At 45.3% G+C, this 22,313-nt stretch carries 21 protein-coding genes and 1 pseudogene; 13 read left to right on the top strand and 9 right to left on the bottom strand.

Translation table 11 applies throughout. The annotated features are described in order from the left end of the window. Positions 1-218: 218 nt before the first annotated feature. The 5 genes and pseudogenes from RTN07_RS05470 to RTN07_RS05450 form a co-directional block, all read right to left on the bottom strand. Positions 219-875 carry a trimeric intracellular cation channel family protein gene (locus RTN07_RS05470; protein WP_159676789.1) on the bottom strand — a complete coding sequence of 219 codons (657 nt, stop codon included), beginning with the start codon at positions 873-875 and terminating at the stop codon, positions 219-221. A 302-nt stretch (positions 876-1,177) separates the two neighbouring features. After that, entirely contained in the window at positions 1,178-1,915 is a 738-nt protein-coding gene (locus RTN07_RS05465; RefSeq protein WP_282841646.1) for a proteasome-type protease, read from the bottom strand. Between the two features lie 75 nt (positions 1,916-1,990). Continuing rightward, on the bottom strand, positions 1,991-2,842 hold the full coding sequence (locus RTN07_RS05460; protein WP_100274208.1) for a transglutaminase family protein: 852 nt from the start codon (positions 2,840-2,842) through the stop codon (positions 1,991-1,993). A gap of 60 nt (positions 2,843-2,902) precedes the next feature. Continuing rightward, positions 2,903-5,053 carry a circularly permuted type 2 ATP-grasp protein gene (locus tag RTN07_RS05455; protein WP_312176410.1) on the bottom strand — a complete coding sequence of 717 codons (2,151 nt, stop codon included), beginning with the start codon at positions 5,051-5,053 and terminating at the stop codon, positions 2,903-2,905. Between the two features lie 521 nt (positions 5,054-5,574). Then, a pseudogene (locus tag RTN07_RS05450) lies at positions 5,575-5,799 on the bottom strand (LysR substrate-binding domain-containing protein); the annotation flags it as partial. Between the two features lie 95 nt (positions 5,800-5,894). Here RTN07_RS05450 and RTN07_RS05445 point away from each other — a divergent pair. The 5 genes from RTN07_RS05445 to RTN07_RS05425 all read left to right on the top strand — a co-directional run bounded on the left by RTN07_RS05445 (position 5,895) and on the right by RTN07_RS05425 (position 11,862). Then, a complete protein-coding gene (locus tag RTN07_RS05445; protein ID WP_312176408.1) occupies positions 5,895-7,001 on the top strand; it encodes an RNA-guided endonuclease InsQ/TnpB family protein in 1,107 nt (368 codons plus the stop codon). Positions 7,002-7,120: 119 nt separating this feature from the next. Next, a complete protein-coding gene (locus tag RTN07_RS05440) occupies positions 7,121-7,927 on the top strand; it encodes a DODA-type extradiol aromatic ring-opening family dioxygenase (RefSeq protein WP_312176406.1) in 807 nt (268 codons plus the stop codon). A gap of 394 nt (positions 7,928-8,321) precedes the next feature. Beyond that, positions 8,322-10,187, top strand: a complete 1,866-nt coding sequence (locus RTN07_RS05435) for an ABC transporter ATP-binding protein (protein WP_312176405.1) — start codon at positions 8,322-8,324, stop codon at positions 10,185-10,187. Between the two features lie 171 nt (positions 10,188-10,358). Beyond that, positions 10,359-11,243, top strand: a complete 885-nt coding sequence (locus tag RTN07_RS05430) for an alpha/beta fold hydrolase (protein WP_065253861.1) — start codon at positions 10,359-10,361, stop codon at positions 11,241-11,243. 1 nt (position 11,244) lies between these two features. Beyond that, positions 11,245-11,862, top strand: coding sequence for an alpha-ketoglutarate-dependent dioxygenase AlkB family protein (locus RTN07_RS05425; RefSeq protein ID WP_065253860.1), 618 nt, complete (start codon positions 11,245-11,247; stop codon positions 11,860-11,862). 28 nt (positions 11,863-11,890) lie between these two features. Here RTN07_RS05425 and hisA read toward each other — a convergent pair whose 3' ends face one another. Continuing rightward, complete coding sequence (gene hisA / locus RTN07_RS05420) at positions 11,891-12,640, bottom strand: 1-(5-phosphoribosyl)-5-[(5-phosphoribosylamino)methylideneamino]imidazole-4-carboxamide isomerase (RefSeq protein ID WP_095356674.1); 750 nt, start codon at positions 12,638-12,640, stop codon at positions 11,891-11,893. A 146-nt stretch (positions 12,641-12,786) separates the two neighbouring features. Here hisA and nhaD point away from each other — a divergent pair, with 146 nt between their 5' ends. The 5 genes from nhaD (at position 12,787) to rplS (ending at position 16,746) form a co-directional block, all read left to right on the top strand. Beyond that, the gene (gene nhaD / locus RTN07_RS05415; protein WP_312176399.1) at positions 12,787-14,250 is read left to right on the top strand and encodes a sodium:proton antiporter NhaD; all 1,464 of its coding nucleotides are present in this window, start codon (positions 12,787-12,789) and stop codon (positions 14,248-14,250) included. A gap of 321 nt (positions 14,251-14,571) precedes the next feature. Continuing rightward, the gene (gene rpsP / locus RTN07_RS05410; protein ID WP_007115987.1) at positions 14,572-14,829 is read left to right on the top strand and encodes a 30S ribosomal protein S16; all 258 of its coding nucleotides are present in this window, start codon (positions 14,572-14,574) and stop codon (positions 14,827-14,829) included. Between the two features lie 34 nt (positions 14,830-14,863). Beyond that, positions 14,864-15,421 carry a ribosome maturation factor RimM gene (rimM, locus tag RTN07_RS05405; RefSeq protein ID WP_007115986.1) on the top strand — a complete coding sequence of 186 codons (558 nt, stop codon included), beginning with the start codon at positions 14,864-14,866 and terminating at the stop codon, positions 15,419-15,421. A 49-nt stretch (positions 15,422-15,470) separates the two neighbouring features. Continuing rightward, positions 15,471-16,241 carry a tRNA (guanosine(37)-N1)-methyltransferase TrmD gene (gene trmD, locus RTN07_RS05400; RefSeq protein WP_312176395.1) on the top strand — a complete coding sequence of 257 codons (771 nt, stop codon included), beginning with the start codon at positions 15,471-15,473 and terminating at the stop codon, positions 16,239-16,241. Positions 16,242-16,365: 124 nt separating this feature from the next. Continuing rightward, on the top strand, positions 16,366-16,746 hold the full coding sequence (gene rplS / locus RTN07_RS05395) for a 50S ribosomal protein L19 (protein ID WP_007115984.1): 381 nt from the start codon (positions 16,366-16,368) through the stop codon (positions 16,744-16,746). A gap of 126 nt (positions 16,747-16,872) precedes the next feature. Here the strand turns inward: rplS and RTN07_RS05390 are convergent, their stop codons facing one another. The 3 genes from RTN07_RS05390 to argH are packed head-to-tail and all read right to left on the bottom strand — an operon-like array spanning position 16,873 to position 18,904. Beyond that, a complete protein-coding gene (locus tag RTN07_RS05390; protein ID WP_007115982.1) occupies positions 16,873-17,160 on the bottom strand; it encodes an oxidative damage protection protein in 288 nt (95 codons plus the stop codon). 21 nt (positions 17,161-17,181) lie between these two features. Beyond that, the gene (locus tag RTN07_RS05385) at positions 17,182-17,526 is read right to left on the bottom strand and encodes a gamma-glutamylcyclotransferase family protein (protein WP_076774745.1); all 345 of its coding nucleotides are present in this window, start codon (positions 17,524-17,526) and stop codon (positions 17,182-17,184) included. 1 nt (position 17,527) lies between these two features. Beyond that, positions 17,528-18,904, bottom strand: a complete 1,377-nt coding sequence (argH, locus tag RTN07_RS05380; protein WP_177343765.1) for an argininosuccinate lyase — start codon at positions 18,902-18,904, stop codon at positions 17,528-17,530. A gap of 81 nt (positions 18,905-18,985) precedes the next feature. Here argH and RTN07_RS05375 point away from each other — a divergent pair, with 81 nt between their 5' ends. The 3 genes from RTN07_RS05375 (at position 18,986) to hemC (ending at position 22,296) form a co-directional block, all read left to right on the top strand. Then, the gene (locus RTN07_RS05375; RefSeq protein WP_312176392.1) at positions 18,986-20,164 is read left to right on the top strand and encodes a histidine kinase; all 1,179 of its coding nucleotides are present in this window, start codon (positions 18,986-18,988) and stop codon (positions 20,162-20,164) included. 266 nt (positions 20,165-20,430) lie between these two features. Continuing rightward, entirely contained in the window at positions 20,431-21,168 is a 738-nt protein-coding gene (locus RTN07_RS05370; protein WP_007115157.1) for a LytR/AlgR family response regulator transcription factor, read from the top strand. A 168-nt stretch (positions 21,169-21,336) separates the two neighbouring features. After that, the gene (gene hemC, locus RTN07_RS05365; RefSeq protein ID WP_312176389.1) at positions 21,337-22,296 is read left to right on the top strand and encodes a hydroxymethylbilane synthase; all 960 of its coding nucleotides are present in this window, start codon (positions 21,337-21,339) and stop codon (positions 22,294-22,296) included. The last annotated feature ends 17 nt before the right edge of the window (positions 22,297-22,313 follow it).

The raw sequence follows: 22,313 nt of genomic DNA, 5'->3' as shown, positions 1-22,313 counted from the left end.
ATACCAACAGGCAATCATGCGTATCTGACTTACCAGCTTGACGTCATCAAATGCGAGCATCGGTATTATTCGCTTGATTTAGCCGCTTGATTTAGTCGCTTGATAGTGCCTTGAATTCATTAACGGATTGCCGCAGTCAAGCCATATCCGATGACTGACAAATCTTATAGCTACCAAGTCTGATGGCTAACTAATCTGTTAGCTACCCAATCTATTGGCTAAGAGGCGCTTTTTTTCCAACCGGGTAAATGATAATTAAACGCCAGCGCGGCAATACGCAGTCCTGTGGTGGTGACGGTACTGATGAACATAATCATCCAAGCGGCAAGCGAGCTGTAAACTGCCAAAATCGCATACACCCAGCCGCCAACCAACGCACACATGGCATACGGACGATGGTCAAAAAACGCGGTGGGCATCTCACCACAGGCGATATCACGCATCACCCCGCCAAATACCCCAGTGATAATCCCCATGATGACTGACACCGCCATCGGCATACCGCTTGCCAGTGACGCTTGTACCCCAGAGGCGACAAACAAGCCCAAACCTAACGCATCTGCCAATTGAATCGCCGCAGGTGTAATACGAAACGGACGGCGGCTATTGACTAGCATTACCACAATACAAAGCGCAAACACCAGCCATAACATCAGCTCTTGAGACACCCAAAAAAACGGCCGCCGCTCTAGCAAAATATCACGCAGCGTGCCACCCCCATACGCCGATAAAAATCCCAGCACCGCTACCCCAAACATATCCATACGTTTGCGCACGCCTGCCAAGATACCTGACAAGGCAAAAGCAATGGTGCCGATGACTTCTACGGCGATTCTGAGTGATTCACCCCAAGGTGCCAAATCAGTTAGCTGCATAGCATAAAAACCAAACAATCATAAAAAATCACATCATACCATACCCACCGAAATTACCGCCTAGCAAAAACCCAAGGTATTTGCATTATCTATGGCAAGACAATTGAACTTATAGCAAAGCAATTGCCTAAGACAGGTCGATATAGACGGTAGCGCATTATTGCAAGAACGGTATATGCCAAAAATGGTATAACCAAAAGCACGGTATAACCAAAAGCACGATATAAATGGACAGGGGAGGACACAGTGAAGAACCTGCTAGATGGTTTGACTTGGGTTTGTTTTTAACTGTGTGACAGTTGCTATTGCCAATAGCTCATCGGTGAGTCTTCAAGTTCATTCAGAATTTTTCTCAGCCCATCTGACCAGTGTTGGCGGATGCTGGCAAAGTATTCATCGTTTTCATCAATGCGATACCCTTGTGGCATCTGTAGGCTGTCATTGTGATAGACCAACACATCAATGGGCATACCGACGGATAGGTTGGAGCGGATGGTTGAATCAAAAGAAATCAGAATGGCTCGCATTGCTGATTTGAGTGATGCATCATAATTCATGGAACGGTCTAAAATAGGTTTGCCGTATTTACTTTCACCTAACTGGAAAAAAGGCGTATCGGTTGTTGCTCTGATGCAATTGCCTTCAGGGTAGATAAAATAAATTTCGGGGGATTGCCCCTTGATTTGCCCACCCAAAATAAAACTGCTTCTAAACTTGGTATCGGTTTCTTGTGCGATGGTTTGGGCATGGATGGTGGTTTCTCGCAAGCACTCACCCACCAATTGCGCGGCATCATACAGGGTAGGGACGGTATGCAAATTACGCTCTTGCGCAAGTTTGATGGCGTTATCTAACTTGGTAAATACCGCTTGTGACGTCGCCAAGTTGCCGGCGGTTTGTAGTACCAAAAACCGCTCGCCTTCAATGCCGTATTGATACATTTTGCGAAACATCGATACTTGGTCGACGCCCGCATTGGTGCGAGTATCACTGGCGAAAATCATCCCGTCTTTGAGTCGGATACCCACACAATAGGTCATGGTTGTTCCTTTTTTAGCAAATACTGGTTTAGCAAATATTGGTTTAGCAAATATTGGTGAATTAATAGTGGCAAATTACTGCTGCGCTGCAAACTGCGCGTTAAGCTGTGGTATGTACTGGGGGCTTGTAGATACCATGACTTGACTATAAAGTCGCTCGTCACCGCCCCCTGTTCTCACCCCGCGCACTGGCGCCGCATCGGCATAGTCACGCCCAAAGGCGATATAGACATGAGAATTGGGGGTAAAATGTTGGTTAGAGATATCAAAGGTGTACCAATTACCCGCAAGCCAGACTTCTGCCCAGGCATGGCTTGCCATATGCGCTTGGGTCGCTTCATAAATATAACCCGATACATAGCGCGCTGCAATGCCTTTATCCCGTAGCAGTGCCAAAAATACATGGGTATGGTCTTGGCACACCCCAGCCGCCATCGCAAACGCTTGCTCTGCTGTGGTGCCGACATGGGTCACGCTTTTGGTATAGGGCATTTTATCGAGCAAGTCTTTTGCCAATGATTTGAGGATGGCTAACTGCGTATCGATGTCCTCACTTTGCAAAAACTGCTCAAGCGCGTCATGGGCAAATTCACGCATGGCTTCGGAGCATTGGGTCAGCTTGGTGGGTACGGCAAAAATCTGATACGGCACTTGCTGATTGTCAGGGATAAATAAGGTATCAGCGTTAATTTCTACTTCCCCAAAGGCTTGAATTTGCAAGTTGTTGTGCGGTTCGTGACGGCTTAGGGTGAGCCATTGGTTGCCAAAGCCGTCCGTTTGCATTTGTGCAACTTTAGGCAGCATCACTTGCCAGTTATGGATAGTTTGGTGGGGTAGTGTCATCGGCGTCATGCGGATGTATTGCACACTGCGTAAGGCAAGTTGTTCATAAAAATAATTGGTTTGGTGGCTGATTATAAGTCTCATTGTACTCTCACTAACTGCTTATTTTTGTCAAAATGATGGTAGTCATCTAATAGATTTGGCTTACACACCTTGCTGTAAAATATTTGAAAACGCGCCCGATAGTGACTGAAAATCTTTGGGTTGATTAGACTTTAACAGTTGATTGACCAATCGATCCAGCTCACGCCAGCGGGTGTTTTCTGGCAAGGTATTAACAACCTCTTTAAGTTTTTGCACGCACTCACGGCAATCTTTTTTCATCAATATATGACAGTCCAGCGATTCAAAACATTGTCCGAGTTGCCAAAATGTGACCACAATCGGGTTTTCTTGTTGCATCGACGCATTGCAGGCATAGAGCTGTAGGCTGGCAGCACGGTACGCTCCCGTATTGGCTAACCGTTTGATGAGGTTATAGAGTTCCGCCGTATCTTTGCCAATAACGCCTTTGACGTCTTGGACATTTTGCTCGATAAAACCAATGGTTTCGGGCACCTTTTTGTTGGCAAGATAGTCATATAGGGCATCGGCATCGGCTGAAATCGGCAAGCCAAGATTGTGCACGATGGCATCGACGTCTATTTGGCTGTACTGGTCATTTGACAGCCGTGTAATGATTTGTTCATAATAGCGTAAGCGCTCACTGTATCGACCTAGCCACACTAAGTAGCTCGCTGTTGATAACAGTAAAATTAAGCGATTATGATTGATATTTTCATACGCCAATAAAGTCGACGATTGCGATTTTCGTTCATGATTGGTTTGAATGGCGCCCAAATGAGCGCTGCCTTGTTTGCCGCTGAGTTTGCCATTGACGGTATCGACTACCCAAGTGTCTTTTACTCCACCGCCTTGCGATGAGTTGACCACCAATGAGCCTTCGGTCATTGCCACCCGTGTCAATCCGCCTGGTACAATATCCACTGTGCCATCGCCATGTGACAACACAAAAGGACGCAAATCAATATGGCGCGGTGCGATGCCACTGGCAACCGCGGTTGGGTTGGTGGACAAGCTAATGGTCGGTTGGGCGATAAACCCTGCTGGGTTGTCTAGTAAGCGTTTGCGGTAAGCGGCAATTTGCTCTTTGCTTGACGTCGGTCCTATTAGCATCCCATATCCCCCTGAGCCCTGCGTTTCTTTAATCACCAACTCTGGCATATGGTCGAGCACATATGCCAACTCATCGGCATCACTGCATTGATAGGTTTGCACATTGGGTAGAATCGGTTTTTCACCCAAATAATACTCAATCATCTTGGGTACAAACGGATAAAGGCTTTTATCGTCAGCAATCCCTGTGCCTGGGGCGTTGGTTATCACCACATTGCCTGCGCGATACGCACTCATCAGCCCTGACACCCCCAAGATTGAATCGGGTAAAAACGCCAACGGATCCAAAAATGGGTCGTCAATACGGCGATAAATCACATCCACTTGTACCTTGCCGCGCACCCCTTGGATGTAGACATGGTTGTTTTCTACAATCAAATCATAGCCATGCACCAAGGGCACATTCATCTCACGCGCCAAAAACGCATGCTCATAATAGGCACTGTTAAAACGTCCTGGGGTGAGTACCACGATTTGTGGGTCATATTTGTTGGTGGTGCTTGATAGACACGCCTTTAACCGTTTTGGATAGTCCGCCACCGGCAACACTGACTGAGATTGGTAGAGTTTGCTTAGTAGGGTTTGCGACACGTTGCGGCTCTCGAGCATATAAGAGACGCCAGAAGGGGTGCGCAAGTTGTCCTCGAGCACACAATATTGTCCGTGCTGGTCGCGAATCAAATCAATGCCGCTAATATGGGCATAGACGGGTTTATCCAAGTTAATACCCAGCATCCACGGCTCGTAGCCACTGTTTTTAAACACAAACTCGCTTGGCACAATGCCTTCTTTGACAATCGTCTGTTCGTGATAAATATCATGGATAAATTGATTGAGCGCGCGAATACGTTGTTGGCAGCCTTTTTCCATCACTTGCCATTCTTGAATGTCAATGATGCGCGGGATGATATCAAAGGGTATCATGCGCTCAATGTTGCTGGCATCGCTATACACAGTGAAGGTCACGCCGCGGCGATAAAAAATATCCGATGCTTGGTTATTCAAACTAATTAACGTGTCTGAATTCATTTCTTGAAGCCAAGCACCCACCTGTTGTGCCGAATGTCTATATTGCCCATCGGCGAGTTGCAGTTCATCAAATGCTTTGGCAATTGGCATTATTGGCTCCTTATTCATGACAAAAGATGGAATAGTTTTTGCCTCACGATGGCAGACATTTTCTTGACAGATTATTCTATAAATAACTTATTAAATAATTCATCAAGTTTCATGCCAAAAAAAACAAAGCAAAAGGCATAAATAGTTGAAAAATAGATTAAAAATCGCTCAATTTTGCACCAAAATTAATCGGATTATTGAAGTTGGTGCAGTGTAAAACAAAAAACCTATGCCATAGGCGCATAAAAATCATGACATGAACCAAATTAATGCAAGAGAAATATTTTGGTGAAAAATTAAACGAATATTTTTCTACTAAGTTGTTATATTAAAAATTATTTTTATTAAAAATTATTGCAATACATCATCAGATAATGCGCATACTAATAGCAATAGTCAATACCCAACTTGTACAATTCAAACAAGATTATCATTCAAACAACCTGAACTAGTCGAATGCCTGCTTCGTTGCCCAATCGACGCTAAGGCTCGTGAGCTAAAGGGTAAAAGCAGTTAACAGGCTAATCGTTTTTTATTAAGTTCTCCCCCAAAAAATCAATTAATAAGCGTATTTTTAAATTTAAAAATGCCCGATTCATATAGACCGCATAAATCGCTACGCTGCTAAATGGCTGCTCAAACAATTTGACCAGTCGTCCTTGCGCAATTTCATCCTCAATCAGCCATTCGGGCAATATCGCAGCGCCCATGCCTGTCAGCGCCATCTGTGCCATCATCACAGTGTTATCAGCCGTTGCCGTAAAACCACCGACTTTAGGCGGTGGATATAAGGCAACTCATACACTATAACGCTTGCATAAATTTTGCTAAAATAATTTGCATGAAAACACTCAAGCTACGCATACGAGACAAACATACTGATAAACTCAACCGCCTAAGCGGTGCGGTCAATTTCGTATGGAATTATGTCAATGACTTGAGTTACAGACACCTACAAAAAACTGGCAAATTCTTTAGTGCTTATGACCTAAACGACTACACCAAAGGTAGCGGTGAGTTACTAGACTTGCATAGTCAGACTATTCAGGCAATCAATGAAACCCATGCCAAAGCTAGAAAACAATTCAAAAAAGCTAAGTTATCATGGCGAACCAACAACCCAACATCAAAGCGTAAAAGCTTGGGTTGGCTACCATTCAAACAATCGGCTATTAAGCACATTACCACGCATCAAACAGGCAAAAAAGGCTTAAAATCCACCTTACAACTATCTTTAGCCAAAGGGCAGAAACTAATCATCGACCTATGGGACAGCTACAACCTTAGCCTATATCAAATTAACACACTAGAAATCGTCCAAGACAGCCGTAACCGTTGGTATGCCTGTATCACAGTCAAAGACTATCCCAAACAATCATGCGGAACGGGTAGCGTAGGCATTGACTTAGGGCTTAAAGACAGTGCTACCGCCTCAAACGGTGACAAGCTAACCATTAAGCAAACGCTAAAATATGCAAAACAATTAGCTATAGCCCAACGCTCAAACAACAAAAAACGTATCAAGGCTATCCATGCCAAAATCAAAAACACAAGGCAAGACCTGATACACAAATTCACCACCCAATTAGTCAGAGACAATGCCCTAATCGTGGTAGGTGATATTCAGAGTAATCAATTTAATAGTAAAAAAGGCAAACTCGCCAAATCGGTTTACGATGCAGGCTGGTTTGAACTCAAGCGACAACTGACCTACAAATGCGAGAACGCAGGTTGCCGTTTTGAAATCGTGAATGAGAGATACACGACCCAGCGATGTTCGTGTTGCGGTGAAATCACCGCCAATAGTCCGAAAGGTAGAAAATCGCTTGGAATAAGAGAATGGATATGTGCTTCGTGTGGCACATGGCATGATAGAGATATCAATGCTGCTAAGAACATTCTTGCGGTCGGGCTTGACCGTCTAGCTGTAGGAATCCCTTCACTTTAGGGAGGGGAGGAAGTCAAACTTATCTGTCGCAGGCGCGGGTGCTTTTTCCTTTGATAATCGCGGACAAACTGTCAGTGCCTAGTTAATAAAATTTTAGGTGATAACAATAGGAGGTCGCCATGAAGGGTTTAACATTAACTGATGTATTAGGCGCAAGCATTGACGAGCCAACGCTGCCGAGTTTATTTATCTCGCATGGCGCACCGACGATTGCGATTGAAGATACGCCGTCTACTCAGGCGCTGCATCAGCTTGGTGCTGCTTTACCCAAGCCAAAGCTTATCCTTATCATGTCGGCGCACTGGGAAAGTGGCGAGTGGCTGATCAACGCCAATCCAGCCCCCAGCACTTTACATGATTTTGGGGGCTTTCCTAAAGCGTTATTTGAAATTCAGTACCCCGCAGTCGGTCATCCAGCAGCTGCGCAAAGTATCGCCAAGCAGCTAGCGCAAATGCAAGTGGCGGTTAAAGTGGTCGACAATCAACCATTTGATCATGGTGTCTGGACACCGCTGCTACACATGTACCCCAATGCCGATGTGCCAATCGTGCAGGTGTCGTTGCCACACGGGTTTAGCCCTAGTCAGTTGTATCAGCTTGGGCAGTTGTTTGCGCCGCTACGGCAACAAGGGGTGTTGATTGTGGCATCGGGCAGTATTACCCATAACTTATACAATGTGCGTTTTAACAGCCAACAGATTGAGCCGCAAGCCAAAACCTTTAAATACTGGATAATAGATCAGCTAAAAGCCAATGACAAAACGATGTTTGATTGGCAGACGCATAGCTTGGCTCGCCACAATCACCCAACGCCCGAGCATTTATTGCCTGTATTTTTTGCGCGAGGGGCAGGGGATGTGATGTCGGTGATGCATGAAAGCTTTGCTCACTACAATTTGGGTATGGATATCTATCGGTTTGATTAGTGGATAAAAAAAGGCGAATTAACCGCAGTAAATTTGCCTTATCATCAATCTATCGAAAAATGAATCTATCGCAAAATAAATCTGGCGCAAAAATGTATCGCGCAAGCTTTATAAGGCTTCATAAGAATGTCATGTGTATTGTTTTATTTTTGCACTTTTACCCAATATTGTAGCGGCTAAACAAGCCTCTAAAAAAGCCTCAAAAAAAGCCATTATTCTAGGATAATGGCTTTTTTATGGCGATAAAAAAGTTTTGATAACTACCCCTTAGGGATTAAGTTGAAAATTGTTTACTTGTATGTAAAGGATTGTAGCTAGCCGTCAGCAACCCTGCTATCAATCCTCAATATCTGCTAAAATAACACAGATAATTTTAAACTACTGATAATCAATTATGGGTTTATTTCGTTTTTTTGAAAATCGTCTGGAAGTCTATCCAGAAGACAATTACAACCTACCGACGGATAATTTTCTGAAGTTTCTGTGGGCGTGTACCAAGGGCTTGCGCGGTTGGATTTTTGCCTTCATGTTCTTGACGGGCTTGATAGGCGTGTATGAGTCGCTACTGTACAAGTGGATTGGCGATATCGTCAACTGGCTGGGTGCTTATACGCCCGCTAATCTGTGGTCAGAAAAAGGCAATAGTTTGCTAATGATGGCGGCTGTGTTGGTGGTCAGCCCGATTTTGGTGGGCTTAAGTTCGCTGATTCATTTTCAGACCTTGCAAGGCGTGTTCCCGATGCAGATGCGCTGGCGTTTTCACCGTCAAATGCTCGGTCAATCCATGCAGTTTTATCAAGACGAGTTTTCCGGGCGGGTATCTGCCAAGGTGATGCAAACCGCGCTTGCGGTGCGCGATACCATTATGACCATTGCTGATATGCTGGTGTATGTATTGGTGTATTTTGTCAGTAGTGGCATTATTTTATTTCACCTTGATGGTTGGTTACTTATTCCATTTTTGTTGTGGATGGTGATGTTCTTTGCCACTGTGGCGTATTTTATCCCCAAGCTTAAAAACTCTGCCAGTCGCCAAGCCGATGCGCGTGCTTTGATGACAGGGCGGATTACGGATGCGTATGCCAATATCACGACAGTAAAATTATTTAGCCACTCTCGCCGTGAGCTGACTTATGCCAAAGATGCGATGAGCCAGTTTTTGGGTACGGTGCATGAGCAGATGCGCTGGGTGTCCCGCCTTGAGCTGGTCAATCATTTGATTAATGTGGTGTTGGTCGGTACTACGGTAGCCCTCGGTTTGTATCTGTGGTATTACAACGGCTTGAGCGTGGGAGCGATTGCGGCAGCGACTGCGATGGCGATGCGTCTTAATGGATTGACCCATTGGATAATGTGGCAAACGGCAGCATTGTTTGAGAATATCGGTACCGTGCAGGACGGCATGAAAACCTTGTCAAAACCGCATACCGTGGTAGATAAGCCGAATGCTAGGGATTTACTCATCACGCAAGGCGAAATCAACTTTAGCCATGTCGATTTTAATTATGGTCGCAGTGGCAATAAAACCAATGACACCGATGCCAAGCAAAAACTACTCGATGATTTTAACCTTGAAATTAAAGCAGGTGAAAAAATCGGTCTAGTGGGACGCTCTGGGGCAGGTAAATCAACCTTGGTGAATTTGCTACTGCGTTTTTATGATGTCGATGGTGGCGCGATTTTGATTGATAATCAAAACATCAGCGATGTCACCCAAGAAAGCTTACGCCAACAAATCGGCATGGTCACCCAAGATACCTCACTACTACACCGCACCGTGCGAGAAAATATTGCCTATGGTCGCCCAGATGCCACCGATGAGCAAATCATCAGCGCCGCCAAACAAGCGCATGCGTGGGAGTTTATCCAACATTTAAGCGACGCAAAAGGCAATGTCGGCTTGGATACCCAAGTCGGTGAACGAGGGGTCAAGCTCTCGGGCGGACAACGCCAGCGCATTGCCATCGCTCGAGTGATGCTCAAAAATGCCCCGATTTTGCTGCTCGATGAAGCGACCTCAGCACTCGATAGCGAAGTGGAATACGCCATCACTGACAGTCTTAACGATATGATGGCAGGCAAGACCGTGATTGCGATTGCCCACCGATTATCGACAATTGCGTCGATGGATAGATTGGTGGTGATGGATAGAGGACAAATTGTCGAGCAAGGTAGCCATGCCCAGCTTTTAGCTCAAAATGGCGTGTATGCCAAATTGTGGGCAAGACAAAGTGGCGGTTTTCTTGGGGAAGATGATTAAATAAAGGTACGGCTAACTTACGTTAGATTTGATATAGCCCAATGGCAAGGGTGAATGCCAAGTCACAAAAGGGGTGGCCATAACTTTTCACTGGGTCTTATAATCAAGTAACCAAGTCACCTTTTAGTCACTAAAAAGTGGCTAAAAAAGTGATTAATTAGGACAATTGGCATGGAAGAACAACGCATCAATCTAAACGGCAAAAACGCCAAATACTATAACATCAAAAACCCCACTGCCAGCCAGAATGCCCATTTTTACGGCGGTAACGGTTTTGCATTAGGCGTCTATGAGCCACTCTTGAGCGACTTAGCGCAACATCTTAACATCACCGCGCTAACCATGCGGGGTGAATGGTACGATAAACCGACCGAAAACGCGCTGACGCGGGAACAAGATGCGGATGTCTTGATTGAGTTCTTGCAAGCGACCCTAGCAGAGCGAGACGGCAAGCCCGTCATCGGTATCGGGCATTCACAAGGGGCAACTGCCACCACCATGGCGGCTGCCAAACGCCCAGATTTGTTTAGCGCGCTTTACTTGCTTGAGCCTGTCACCTTTACCAACCAGCAAGGCAAGCTTTATAGCTTAGTGCCACGCATGGTGAAAATGACCCGAGAACCCTTTAAAAGCACCCAAGTCAAACAAGCCAACTGGGGCAGTGTGGATGCGTATTATCAGTTTCTTCGCCGTCATAAAGCGTACAAACGTATCACCGATGAACACCTTTTAACCTATGCCAAAAATAGTTTAGAGCCAGGTGAGCAGGCTGAACTCACGCTACGTTTTTCACCCAAGCAAGAGCTCGCCAATTATTTTGGTACACCGCTGATTATGAAGCCATTACAACAGCTTATTGCCGACAACAAAGTGCCTGTGCAGTTAATTATCGGTAAGCCGTCGATGTTTATCAGTCAACAAGTGCGCCAAATGTGGGATAAGTTCGTGCCCAGTGAGCAAATGACGGTGCTCAATGACTATGGACATTTACTGCCACTTGAAGCACCAGAATTATGCGCCAAGCTCATTTTTCAAAAGCTAAAGTTGACAAGCTAACATGAGTTTATTTGCCGCCAATCCCAACGAGAATTTATTGCCCTACGATGGCATTGTCAATGATTTTGGGCAGGTTTTTGACAACCCCGCTTATGAGCCCAATGCGCTTTATCGGCATTTTTTAACGCAGTTACCTTGGCAGCATGACGTTGTCACAATTTTTGGCAAAACCCATGTCACCCACCGCCAAATCGTGTGGATGAGTGAAAACGATTATCACTATTCTGGACAACGCAAGACGGCAACGCCTTGGACAGCAGATGTTTTGGCATTAAAACAGCACATAGAATTGCTGCTGGCTGAGCAACATATGAGCGCAAATTTTAACGCCTGTTTGTTTAATTATTACCCCACAGGCGATGATGGCATGGGCTACCATGCCGATAATGAAAGCGAACTGGGTAATGAACCCATTATCGCGTCTGTCTCATTAGGGGCAACCCGTAAATTTGTATTTAAGCACCGCATCACCAAGGAAAAAGTCGAGATTCCCTTGCAAAATGGACAGCTCATTGTCATGCGCGGACAAACCCAGCGCCATTGGTTACACAGCCTGCCTAAAACCAAAAAAGTAACGGAAGGTAGAATTAATCTGACCTTCCGTCATATAGCGAATTAGATATCATTTAGCTATCGAGAAGCGCCTGCTAGCTATCGAGAAGCGCCTGCGCCGCAGCAATATCGAGTGTGCCTTCGTAAATGGCACGGCCTGTAATGATACCTTCAAGATAATCACTGTAGGGTTTTAGGTTTTCGATGTCTTGTAAATCCGTCACCCCACCTGAGGCAATCACCGGAATACCGCCTTCTTTTGCCAAGTTGACTGTTTGCTCGACATTGACGCCTTGCATCATGCCATCACGTGCAATATCAGTATAGACGATAGAAGATACGCCTGCATCGGCAAAGCGTTTTGCCAAATCCACCGCTTTGACATCGGTGACATTTGCCCAGCCATGTGTCGCTACCATGCCGTCTTTGGCATCAATACCTACAATGATATGACCGGCAAATTCTTGACACGCTTGTTCAACAAATTCAGGTTGTTCGACTGCTTTGGTACCGATAATAATATAGCTCAAACCCGCTTCTAAATAATGACGGATGGTATCAAGGCTACGGATACCGCCACCGAGTTGAATGGGTAAATTTGGGTAGGCTTTGGCAATCGCGGTGACGACGTCTTTATGCACCGGCACGCCATCGAAAGCACCGTTTAAATCCACCAAATGCAGGCGTCGAGCGCCTTCTTTTACCCAGCGGCTTGCCATTGCGACAGGGTCATCACTAAATACGGTATCGTCTTCCATACGCCCTTGTTTGAGGCGGACACATTTGCCGTCTTTGAGGTCAATGGCAGGGATAATTAAAGTTGGCGTAGTTGATAACGTCGTCATGGGGTTGTCCTGTTGTCGGTTGGCGCAAATTGAGCTAGGCTAGTCAAAATGCGTGTCGCTAGAATTTGGCGATAATTTTACCGTATAATGCCAACTAAGGTTAAGATATTTTGCATGTGGGTATTAGCATAACAGGGGTAGCGATAATGTTATACGTGGTGATAGCAGGGATTTTTATATTAGGGTATATGGCGATTGCCTTTGAGCACAATATTCATGTCAACAAAGCTGCCAGCGCGCTACTGACTGCGATTGCGTTATGGGTACTGCTGACCTTTGGTATCGATACGCTTGTTGCCAACCATTCGGTGACCGCCAGCCTTGCAAATCATCAAGATTCCTTGCATTTTGTCGGCGAGCAGTTACGTGAGCATTTGGCAGAAATCGCCGAGATTTTGTTCTTCTTGATGGGGGCGATGGCGATTGTTGAGCTGATTGATGCGCATGATGGCTTTCGAGTGATTACCGATAAAATCCATACCAAAAATGCCAGTAAGCTACTCGCCATTATTACCATTATCACCTTTTTTCTCTCATCGTTACTCGATAACTTAACCACCACCATTGTAATGGTATCACTGGTGTCAAAAATCATCGATGACCAAAAAATGCGATGGTATTTTGCCGGTCTTATTGTGATTGCGGCCAATGCAGGTGGCGCTTGGTCACCTGTGGGCGATGTCACCACCACCATGCTATGGATTGGTGGGCAGATTACCGCAACGGGCATTATGGCAAATGTGTTTATCCCAAGTATCGTATGTACGTTAATCCCCATGGGTTTGGTGATGATGCAGCTAAAGGGTCAAACCGTGACCGCGCCTGTACTGCCAAGCGGACAAGAATCTGACAGTGAATTGGCTAGTATGCCTATAGAGCAGCGTATCGAAAGCCTACGTGCTACCATCAAATCAAACGCTCAAGACAGCATCAGTCAAAAAACGCGCATGACAGTGTTACTGCTGGGGTTGGGAGCATTGGCATTTGTGCCAATTTTTAAAACCATTACCCATTTGCCCCCTTATGTCGGTGTGTTGTTTGGCTTGGCTATACTGTGGATGGTCACTGAAATCATGCACCGTCACCAAGATGATTATATCCGTGAGCGTATCGGGGTTGAAGGCGTACTAAGCCGCATTGATATTCCCAGTATTTTATTTTTCCTCGGTATTTTATTGGCGGTGGCAGCACTTGCCACTGCGGGCATACTCGGTGACGTAGCAAAATGGCTGGATGCCACTTTTGGCAATGTGTATCTCATCAATGTCATGATTGGCTTGTTATCCTCAATCGTGGACAACGTGCCTTTGGTAGCAGGGGCAATGAATATGTATCCGCTGACCACCGATGCCAGTATCGCGCAAGCGGCGGCAGGTGAGGCAGCGCGCCTTGAGCTGTTTCGTCAAGATGGCATGTTTTGGGAGTTTTTGGCTTATTGTGCGGGGACAGGCGGTAGCTGTTTGATTATCGGCTCGGCCGCGGGCGTGGCAGCGATGGGCATGGAGAAAATCCCGTTTATGTGGTACATGAAAAAAATCACTTGGCTTGCACTGATTGGCTATCTGGTCGGGGCAGGGGTATATGTGCTGATTGAAACGATGAAACGATGAAACGATAATTGGCTGCTATTGACATAATAGGCTATTCAATCATTAAACAAGGCGCAAATAAGCGCCTTTTTTATGGACTGGTTTTATGGACTGGTGAGCGATGGCATCGCTTCAATGTGATTAAACTTGCGCTAAATATAAAAAGTCAAAATTTACCCCAAAAAGCTATTGATTTTGATAAAAATATGCTAAACTATTGCCCTTTTTGGTGTACCTAAACTTTGCTAAAACTGTATTTATGCCGTTTTTTCAATTGTTTGGGTCTTTTAGGCTCTAACCACTGAACTAGATTCAATTGATTGCATTCACAGAGAGAACATTATGGTAGTTATCCGTTTACAACGCGGTGGTGCGAAAAAACGCCCATTTTATCAAATCGTGGTAACCGACTCACGCAATGCCCGTGACGGTCGTTACATCGAAAACATCGGGTTCTTTAACCCACTAGCGCAAGGTCAAGAAGTGCCATTACGTATCAACGCTGACGCTTACCAAGCATGGATCAACAAAGGTGCACAACCTTCTGACCGTGTTGCCGCTTTATTTAAAGCAGCTAGCAAAGCACAAGCAACTGCTTAATTTTTTATAAAAATTAAGTAGAGCGGACTTTAATATGGCAAAACAACCGACAGACTTGCATACCAATGAGGCTAACGCATCGCTGTTTAAAATCGGCGAGCTAAAAAAGCCTTATGGCATTCATGGTTGGTTATGGGTATTTAGCTTTACTGAAGACCGTGAAGCGATATTTGATATGCAGCCTTGGGTCATCAATACTGCCATGGGTCAAAAGACCTTAACGGTAAAAAACTGGCGACAACAAGGTAAAGGCTACGTGGTACAACTTAACGAAGTACCCGACCGCAATATCGCAGAAACCATGTTTAGCGTGAGCCTTTGGGCAGAAAAAAACAATCTGTCCGAGCTTGCAGAAAACGAATATTATTGGTCAGATTTGATTGGTTTGACGGTGATTAGCCAGTCAGAAAATGTCATTTTAGGACGTGTAAAAGAGCTGTTTGAAACAGGGGCCCATGCCATTATGGTAGTCGAGCCGACTGCTGATAGTGTGGATGGCGAAGAACGATTGATTCCTTGGCACAAACAGACCGTTGGCGAGGTAAACTTGACCGAGCAGACCCTGATGGTCGATTGGGGCAGTGATTACTAACACTGATGTTTTAGTAGATTAAAGTGCCAGTTTATAGTGAGAATAGCGTATGTTTTTTGCGGTGATAACCATTTTACCCGATATGTTTGCTAGTATCACCGATTTTGGCATCACTGGGCGGGCGCTGGCTCGCAAGCAAGCGGAAATCTTGCTGATTAACCCAAGAGACTTTACCACAGACAATTATCGTCGTATCGATGAGCGTCCGTTTGGTGGGGGTCCTGGTATGGTAATGATGGCAGAACCGTTACAAAAAGCCATCGACTACGCCAAAACGCAAGCCAATGCGCGCGGTAAAACCTGTCCTGTGGTGTACTTATCGCCACAAGGCAAGACACTGAGCGAAAGCAGGGTGCTTGATTTTTGCCAATATGACGGCTTGATTTTATTATGCGGTCGTTATGAAGGCATCGATGAAAGACTAGTGAGTCAGTCTGTCGATATCGAGTGCTCAATTGGTGATTACGTGCTGACAGGCGGTGAATTGCCCGCGATGGTATTGATGGATAGTGTGATACGCCGATTGCCCAATGTGATGGGCGATGATTTATCGGCGCAGCAAGACTCTTTCGTGGATGGCTTGCTCGATTGTCCACAATATACCAAACCGACTGAATATCAAGGGATGAAAGTGCCTGACGTGCTGTTGTCAGGGCATCATGCCAACATCGCCAAGTGGCGATTTATTCAGCAGGCAACACGCACCCAGTTAAGACGTCCTGATTTGTGGCAAGCCTTTGTGCCAACCAAACAGCAACAAAAATGGCTGACAGAAGCAGCGCAATCTGCTAAAGACAGCAACCCAGATTCATCCACTTGACGGATGCCCTAATCGTGTCAATTGCTATCAAGGCACATAAAATTAGCGGGGAGTATGCGCATTTGCTGACATCAACTAACCTTAGTCAGCTTAGCCTCTGTCCCCAGTGAGAGGAGAAAATCTCATGAGTAACAAACATCCTTTGGTTCAACAAATCGAAAATAGCCAGCTTAAGCAAGACGTACCAAGTTTTGGTCCTGGTGACACTGTTGTCGTACAAGTAAAAGTGCGTGAAGGCGACCGTGAGCGTCTACAAGCATTTGAAGGTGTTGTTATCGCTAAACGTAACCGCGGCTTAAACTCTGCGTTTACCGTACGTAAAATCTCTAGTGGTGTAGGTGTTGAACGTGCGTTCCAAACCCATTCACCACAAATTGCAAAAATTGAAGTAAAACGTCGTGGTGATGTACGCCGCGCCAAACTTTACTACCTACGTGACCGTTCTGGTAAATCAGCACGTATCCGTGAAAAACTGTCAGTGCGTAAAGAAGAAGCGCAAGCTTAAGGCTTTAACTGCGTTATTTATTATCTGCCTAAATGGGTCAAACTTTGATTGTCATGGTTTAATCAACACCAAAAAAGCAAAAACCCCAAATAAATCTATTTGGGGTTTTTTGTTGTTAGCGCTTATTTATTTTTGCGCTGTCCAGCCTTTTGGGCGTTCGTAGTCTTCATTATCCAAAAATTTATTGCGCTGTTCGGTAATAAATTTTTTGGCTTCTGGGTCAATCATGCTTAAGTGATTCTCATTGATGAGCATGGTTTGGTGCTCTAGCCATTCGTTCCACGCTTTGGCAGACACGGTGTTTTGCAATTCTTCGCCAAGCTTATTAGGAAACGGCGGTTTCGGCATTTTGGGTAGCTTTTGTTTGTATTTACGGCACATGACCATGTGGTCAGCGGGGTTATAAGTTTCCATTTGTTATCCTGTTAATAGTTGCTAGTCTAAGTCGCTTGCATCGGCATAAATCCACGCGGTAGCGCCACTGTCAAAGTGACCTTCCACTCGTGCGTAGGCATCGACTTCGTAGCTGTCAGCTTGGGCAAGCTCAGCATCGGTAATATCAAAAATCACACCTGCCACTTTGTCGGTTGGGTTATTGGTTTTAAGTAGTATCGGATGAAAACGTTTGCCACTTGTGGCGACCACATCGTCATCGGTGATTTCGATTTCACCCAACTGGTAGCCAATGAGTTGGTCTTTACTACCCACCAGTGTACGCCCAAAGGTGGCAAGCTGTACATTTTCTTGTTGTAATGTGCCATACGAGAACAGTTTTGGCATATTAATGACCTAATCGTTCAATACGCTGACGCCCACGTTCAATCGCCATTTTGACTTGATTAGGCGCTGTACCGCCAATGTGGTTACGGGCATTGAGTGAGCCTTCAAGGGTCAGATATTCAAACACGTCCTCACCAATTAAGTCGCTAAAGCCTTGAAGCTCATCAAGCGATAATTCACTCAAATCTACGCCTTTTTGCACACCTAACGCTACTGCTTTACCCACTACTTCATGCGCGTCGCGGAAGGCTAAGCCTTTACGCACTAGATAATCCGCCAAATCAGTGGCGGTCGCATACCCTTTCATAGTCGCAGCACGCATATTTTCTTTGTTTGGAATTAAGTTTGGCAGCATATCAGCAAAGGCAAGTAGGGACCCTGTCACAGTATCTACCACGTCAAATAACGGCTCTTTATCTTCTTGGTTATCTTTGTTGTAAGCCAGCGGTTGGTTTTTCATCAAGGTCAATAGGGTAATCATATCGCCAAACACGCGTGCCGCTTTACCCCGTACCAGCTCTGGCACATCGGGATTTTTCTTTTGTGGCATAATCGATGAGCCCGTGCAAAAACGATCCGGGACGACCACAAACCCAAATTGCGCTGACATCCACAAGATGATTTCTTCACTCATACGTGACAAGTGCATCATTAACAGGCTTGCGCTACTGGCAAATTCAATGGCAAAATCACGGTCGGATACGGCATCCAGCGAATTTTGGCAAATCCCTTCAAAGCCTAGCAGCTCTGCGGTAAATTCCCGCTCAATCGGATAAGTCGTACCTGCCAGTGCTGCGGCGCCTAGGGGCATTTGGTTGATACGTTTTCGACCATCAATCAAGCGCTCGCTATCCCGCATTAGCATCTCAAACCATGCCATCACATGATGACCAAAACTAACAGGCTGCGCGGTCTGCAGATGGGTAAAGCCTGGCATGATAGTATCGGTATGCTCGCTTGCCAAATCCAGTAAGCCCGTTTGTAGACGTTTTAGTAATCCTAAAATAATATCGGTTTGATCACGCAGATATAAACGGATATCGGTTGCAACTTGGTCATTACGGCTACGCCCTGTATGCAGTTTTTTGCCGACATCGCCAATAATAGCGGTCAGACGAGACTCCACATTCATGTGCACGTCTTCAAGCGCCACCGACCACACAAACTTGCCATCGGCGATTTCTTGTTTGATTTGGGTCAAACCGCCAACGATTTGGTCTTTTTCCGCCTCGGTGATAATACCTGCTTTGGCCAGCATGGTGGCATGAGCAATCGAGCCTGCAATGTCTTGATTGGCAAAACGTTGGTCAAATCCGACAGACGCGGTAAATTCAGCGACAAAACTGTCGGTGGCTTCGCTAAAACGTCCACCCCACATACTAGATGTGCTAGAATCAGCGGAAATTTGATTGCTCATAATACGTCCATTTTTTGTGTAAGTGTGAAAGGAATAAAAACAATGAGATTGCTGGAGCTGTTATTTCCCTCTGCAAAATCTAGGGCTAGTATAGCAAAAACTGAGGATGCCTCACAAATTTCACTCAAGCGGATTAAAGAGCCGCTCACCAGCACCTTTTTCCTGCCCAATATGAGCGAAAAACAGACCATCAAACTGTGGGCAAGCTATATCGCGTTTTATTCACTGGTTTCGATTGTAACGCTGTTAACTTTTACCCATGATATCAGTTTGATTATCCGTCATAGCATTGAAACAGTGGTGATTACTAGCTTAGTTGTGACGGGTGAAATGGTTTTTGTGGCGAATTCTGCCAAAAAATTCAGAGAATTTAATTGGCGCTCAAAACAAATCACCGCCTATCTGCTATCGACCTCGTTTATTATCGTGCCGGTACTGAGTTTGCTAGGTCGGTTGCTGTTATTTTTCACACTGGGCTATGAAGTCAGTTTAAATACGCTGATACTAGAAACCCTGGTGAATACTTTATGTGCCTTTTTGATGATAGCGGTGCTGCTCACTTTTTTTGAGATACAGTATCAAAATATTCGCCGCGCTGAACTGCGTAACCAACAGAAACTCATCGAGCAAAACGAGCAGTTAAAGGCGCGTATCACCCCGCATTTTTTCTTTAATCTACTCAATACTATGCAATATCTGATAGAAACCGATGCGTATGAAGCCGAGAGAATGATTTGTCATATCTCAAATCTGTATCGGGTGAGCTTTGATGAGACGCGTGAGATTGCGCTACTTGATGAGATGGAGCTATGCGAAAGCTATTTGAGCATCGAAAAATACCGTTTTGATAAAAAGCTGAAGGTAACCTGGCATCTGCCCGATGAAGATTTGCTCTATGATATGGTGATTACCTCGCTGTCGCTGCAAATGGTGATTGAAAAACTGATCGTACTGATTGTTGAAAACAGCACCGACCCGATTGACATTAATATTAGTATCGATTGGCAAAACGATGTTGCCAAAATTGATGTCGAAATTGAGCTACCGGCAACGACGTATCAGCTGATTTGTCAAGATATTCACCAAAAACTGCAGTTTAACAGTCAACTGGCAATTTTACGTCAGTACTTTGGTCATGAAGCCAGTATTCACTTTGAATTATCTGGTCAATTGCTAATCACTCAAATTCGCTATCCCCTCAAAGATGTCGCAGCTTTTTAGCCCATTTATGTTGTTAGTCGGAATTGGCATAAAAAAGTCACCAATCTAACGCGGCATTTTACATTTTATTTAACAAACTATGATATATTAGCATCTACTTAATAAAATGCGTTTATTAGTTTATCTAATCAGTTAAGCGCTATTTTATAAGGGTTTGATTGCTCACAAAGAGGTTGTGTTGGATTTGGCATAAGATTTTGAAGTAAGTAAGATTTGTAGGGTTAAAGGCATGTGTTTTTGACCTCAAAGGAGCAAAGGAGTAAACAGTGAGAATTGTGATCTGTGACGATGAGCCACTAGCCCGAGAGAGGTTGGCACGTATCGTAAGAGAAGAGGGACATGAAGTAATTGCCCTGGCAGCCACAGGTATGGAGGCCATTGCAAAAGTCAAAGAACTCGCACCCGATGTAATTTTGTTAGACATTCGGATGCCAGGAATGGATGGTATCCGCTGCGCCCAAGAGCTCAATGAGCTTAATAATGCGCCCGCCATTATTTTTGTGACCGCGTATGACCATTACGCGATTGCCGCATTCAAAGCACACGCGGTTGGCTATTTGCTAAAGCCTGCCAACAAAGAAGAAGTGTTACAGGCGCTAGCGAGAGCATCAACGCTTAGTAATGCACAGCTCAATGAAATCAGTCGATTAGAAGATCCGCTAGCACAGTCCAATCGTCAGCATATTGCGGCGCGTACCCATCGTGGTGTGGAGCTGATTGCGCTGCAAGATATTTATTACTTTACGGCTGACCAAAAATACGTGCAAATCCGTCATAAAGGTGGCACGGTTTTAATTGATGAAACGCTCAAAGAGCTTGAACAAGAATTTGGTGATGCGTTCTTTCGTATCCATCGCAATGCATTAATCAATCTTAACTACCTAGAAATGCTTGAAGCGATTGACCAAGGCCAGTACCAAGTGTGTTTCAAAGGTTTACCTGACAAGCTTGCCATCAGCCGCCGTCATTTGCCATTACTACGGGATAAAATCCAATCAATGTAGCGTAGGCTTTCGTATGTTTGCGTCTACTTCAATGAGCCGTAAGAGTAATTAGCCTGACATTTTGCTATACTGTTGCCTAACTCGCTGAATCACTGACAGATACCCATCTGACAAATGCCTAGCTTAGAGAGTTAGGCATTTTTATCGAATGCTAAAAAAGATACTGCTATGACTACGTTAACGACTTTAAATATCGCCACTCGCCAAAGCCCGCTTGCATTGTGGCAAGCCGAACACATCCAAGCGCGTTTGCAAGCGCTGTACCCAAGCCTGACCGTCAATCTAGTACCGATGGTCACCAAAGGCGACAAAATCCTAGATACCCCGCTGGCAAAAATCGGCGGCAAAGGCTTATTTGTCAAAGAGCTTGAGCAAGCCTTATATGAAAAACGTGCCGATATCGCCGTGCATTCGCTCAAAGACGTACCCATGGTGCTCCCTGAAGGTCTGACGCTTGGCGCATATTGTGAGCGTGAGCAGCCAACCGATGCCTTTATATCAAATCACTATGAAAGTCTAGATGCGTTGCCACAAGGGGCTAAACTTGGTACCTCAAGTTTACGCCGTCAATGCCAAATTCAGCAATATCGTCCTGACTTAGAAATTATTAGCCTACGCGGTAATGTAGGCACGCGCTTATCCAAGCTAGATGCAGGTGAATATGATGCCATTATTTTGGCAACCAGTGGCTTGACGCGTTTGGGGCTTACCGATCGTATCCGCCATGAACTTGATACGCATATCAGCCTGCCAGCGGTCGGACAAGGTGCGCTTGCCATTGAATGCCGAAGTGATGATGCCGATGTGCTGGCACTACTAGAACCGCTCAATGACGAGCCAAGCCGTCTATGCGTGATGGCAGAACGCGCCATGAATCGTCATTTGCAGGGTGGTTGCCAAGTACCGATTGCAGGCTTTGCTACCATTCAAGATGGACAAATTCATTTACAGGGTCGGGTCGGCAGTGTAGATGGTAAAACCTTGTTAAAAGCTGAGCATCATAACGCGTTAGTTGATGACGCACGGGAGTCGCAGCAAATTGCCGAAGCCGTGGGCGTGGTGGTAGCTGAAGCGCTCATTGCACAAGGTGCGGACAAAATCTTGGCACAGATTTATCAAGACCGCTGATATTGAACGATACGCAT

Source organism: Moraxella sp. CTOTU46934 (genome assembly GCF_031979465.1).
GTDB lineage: Bacteria > Pseudomonadota > Gammaproteobacteria > Pseudomonadales > Moraxellaceae > Faucicola > Faucicola tetraodonis.
This window is presented reverse-complemented; position numbering and strand designations above follow the sequence as displayed.

Bases quoted from the DNA above. Each gene is read 5' to 3' on its own strand.
- argH (WP_177343765.1), bottom strand. From the start codon at position 18,904: ATGTGGGGTGGACGTTTTAGCGAAGCCACCGACAGTTTTGTCGCTGAA.
- hisA (WP_095356674.1), bottom strand. From the start codon at position 12,640: ATGACGACGTTATCAACTACGCCAACTTTAATTATCCCTGCCATTGAC.
- trmD (WP_312176395.1), top strand. From the start codon at position 15,471: ATGTTTTTTGCGGTGATAACCATTTTACCCGATATGTTTGCTAGTATC.
- rpsP (WP_007115987.1), top strand. From the start codon at position 14,572: ATGGTAGTTATCCGTTTACAACGCGGTGGTGCGAAAAAACGCCCATTT.
- RTN07_RS05430 (WP_065253861.1), top strand. From the start codon at position 10,359: ATGGAAGAACAACGCATCAATCTAAACGGCAAAAACGCCAAATACTAT.
- RTN07_RS05460 (WP_100274208.1), bottom strand. From the start codon at position 2,842: ATGAGACTTATAATCAGCCACCAAACCAATTATTTTTATGAACAACTT.
- hemC (WP_312176389.1), top strand. From the start codon at position 21,337: ATGACTACGTTAACGACTTTAAATATCGCCACTCGCCAAAGCCCGCTT.
- RTN07_RS05470 (WP_159676789.1), bottom strand. From the start codon at position 875: ATGCAGCTAACTGATTTGGCACCTTGGGGTGAATCACTCAGAATCGCC.
- RTN07_RS05425 (WP_065253860.1), top strand. From the start codon at position 11,245: ATGAGTTTATTTGCCGCCAATCCCAACGAGAATTTATTGCCCTACGAT.
- rimM (WP_007115986.1), top strand. From the start codon at position 14,864: ATGGCAAAACAACCGACAGACTTGCATACCAATGAGGCTAACGCATCG.
- RTN07_RS05390 (WP_007115982.1), bottom strand. From the start codon at position 17,160: ATGGAAACTTATAACCCCGCTGACCACATGGTCATGTGCCGTAAATAC.
- RTN07_RS05455 (WP_312176410.1), bottom strand. From the start codon at position 5,053: ATGCCAATTGCCAAAGCATTTGATGAACTGCAACTCGCCGATGGGCAA.
- RTN07_RS05385 (WP_076774745.1), bottom strand. From the start codon at position 17,526: ATGCCAAAACTGTTCTCGTATGGCACATTACAACAAGAAAATGTACAG.
- RTN07_RS05440 (WP_312176406.1), top strand. From the start codon at position 7,121: ATGAAGGGTTTAACATTAACTGATGTATTAGGCGCAAGCATTGACGAG.
- RTN07_RS05375 (WP_312176392.1), top strand. From the start codon at position 18,986: ATGAGATTGCTGGAGCTGTTATTTCCCTCTGCAAAATCTAGGGCTAGT.
- RTN07_RS05435 (WP_312176405.1), top strand. From the start codon at position 8,322: ATGGGTTTATTTCGTTTTTTTGAAAATCGTCTGGAAGTCTATCCAGAA.
- RTN07_RS05445 (WP_312176408.1), top strand. From the start codon at position 5,895: ATGAAAACACTCAAGCTACGCATACGAGACAAACATACTGATAAACTC.
- rplS (WP_007115984.1), top strand. From the start codon at position 16,366: ATGAGTAACAAACATCCTTTGGTTCAACAAATCGAAAATAGCCAGCTT.
- nhaD (WP_312176399.1), top strand. From the start codon at position 12,787: ATGTTATACGTGGTGATAGCAGGGATTTTTATATTAGGGTATATGGCG.
- RTN07_RS05465 (WP_282841646.1), bottom strand. From the start codon at position 1,915: ATGACCTATTGTGTGGGTATCCGACTCAAAGACGGGATGATTTTCGCC.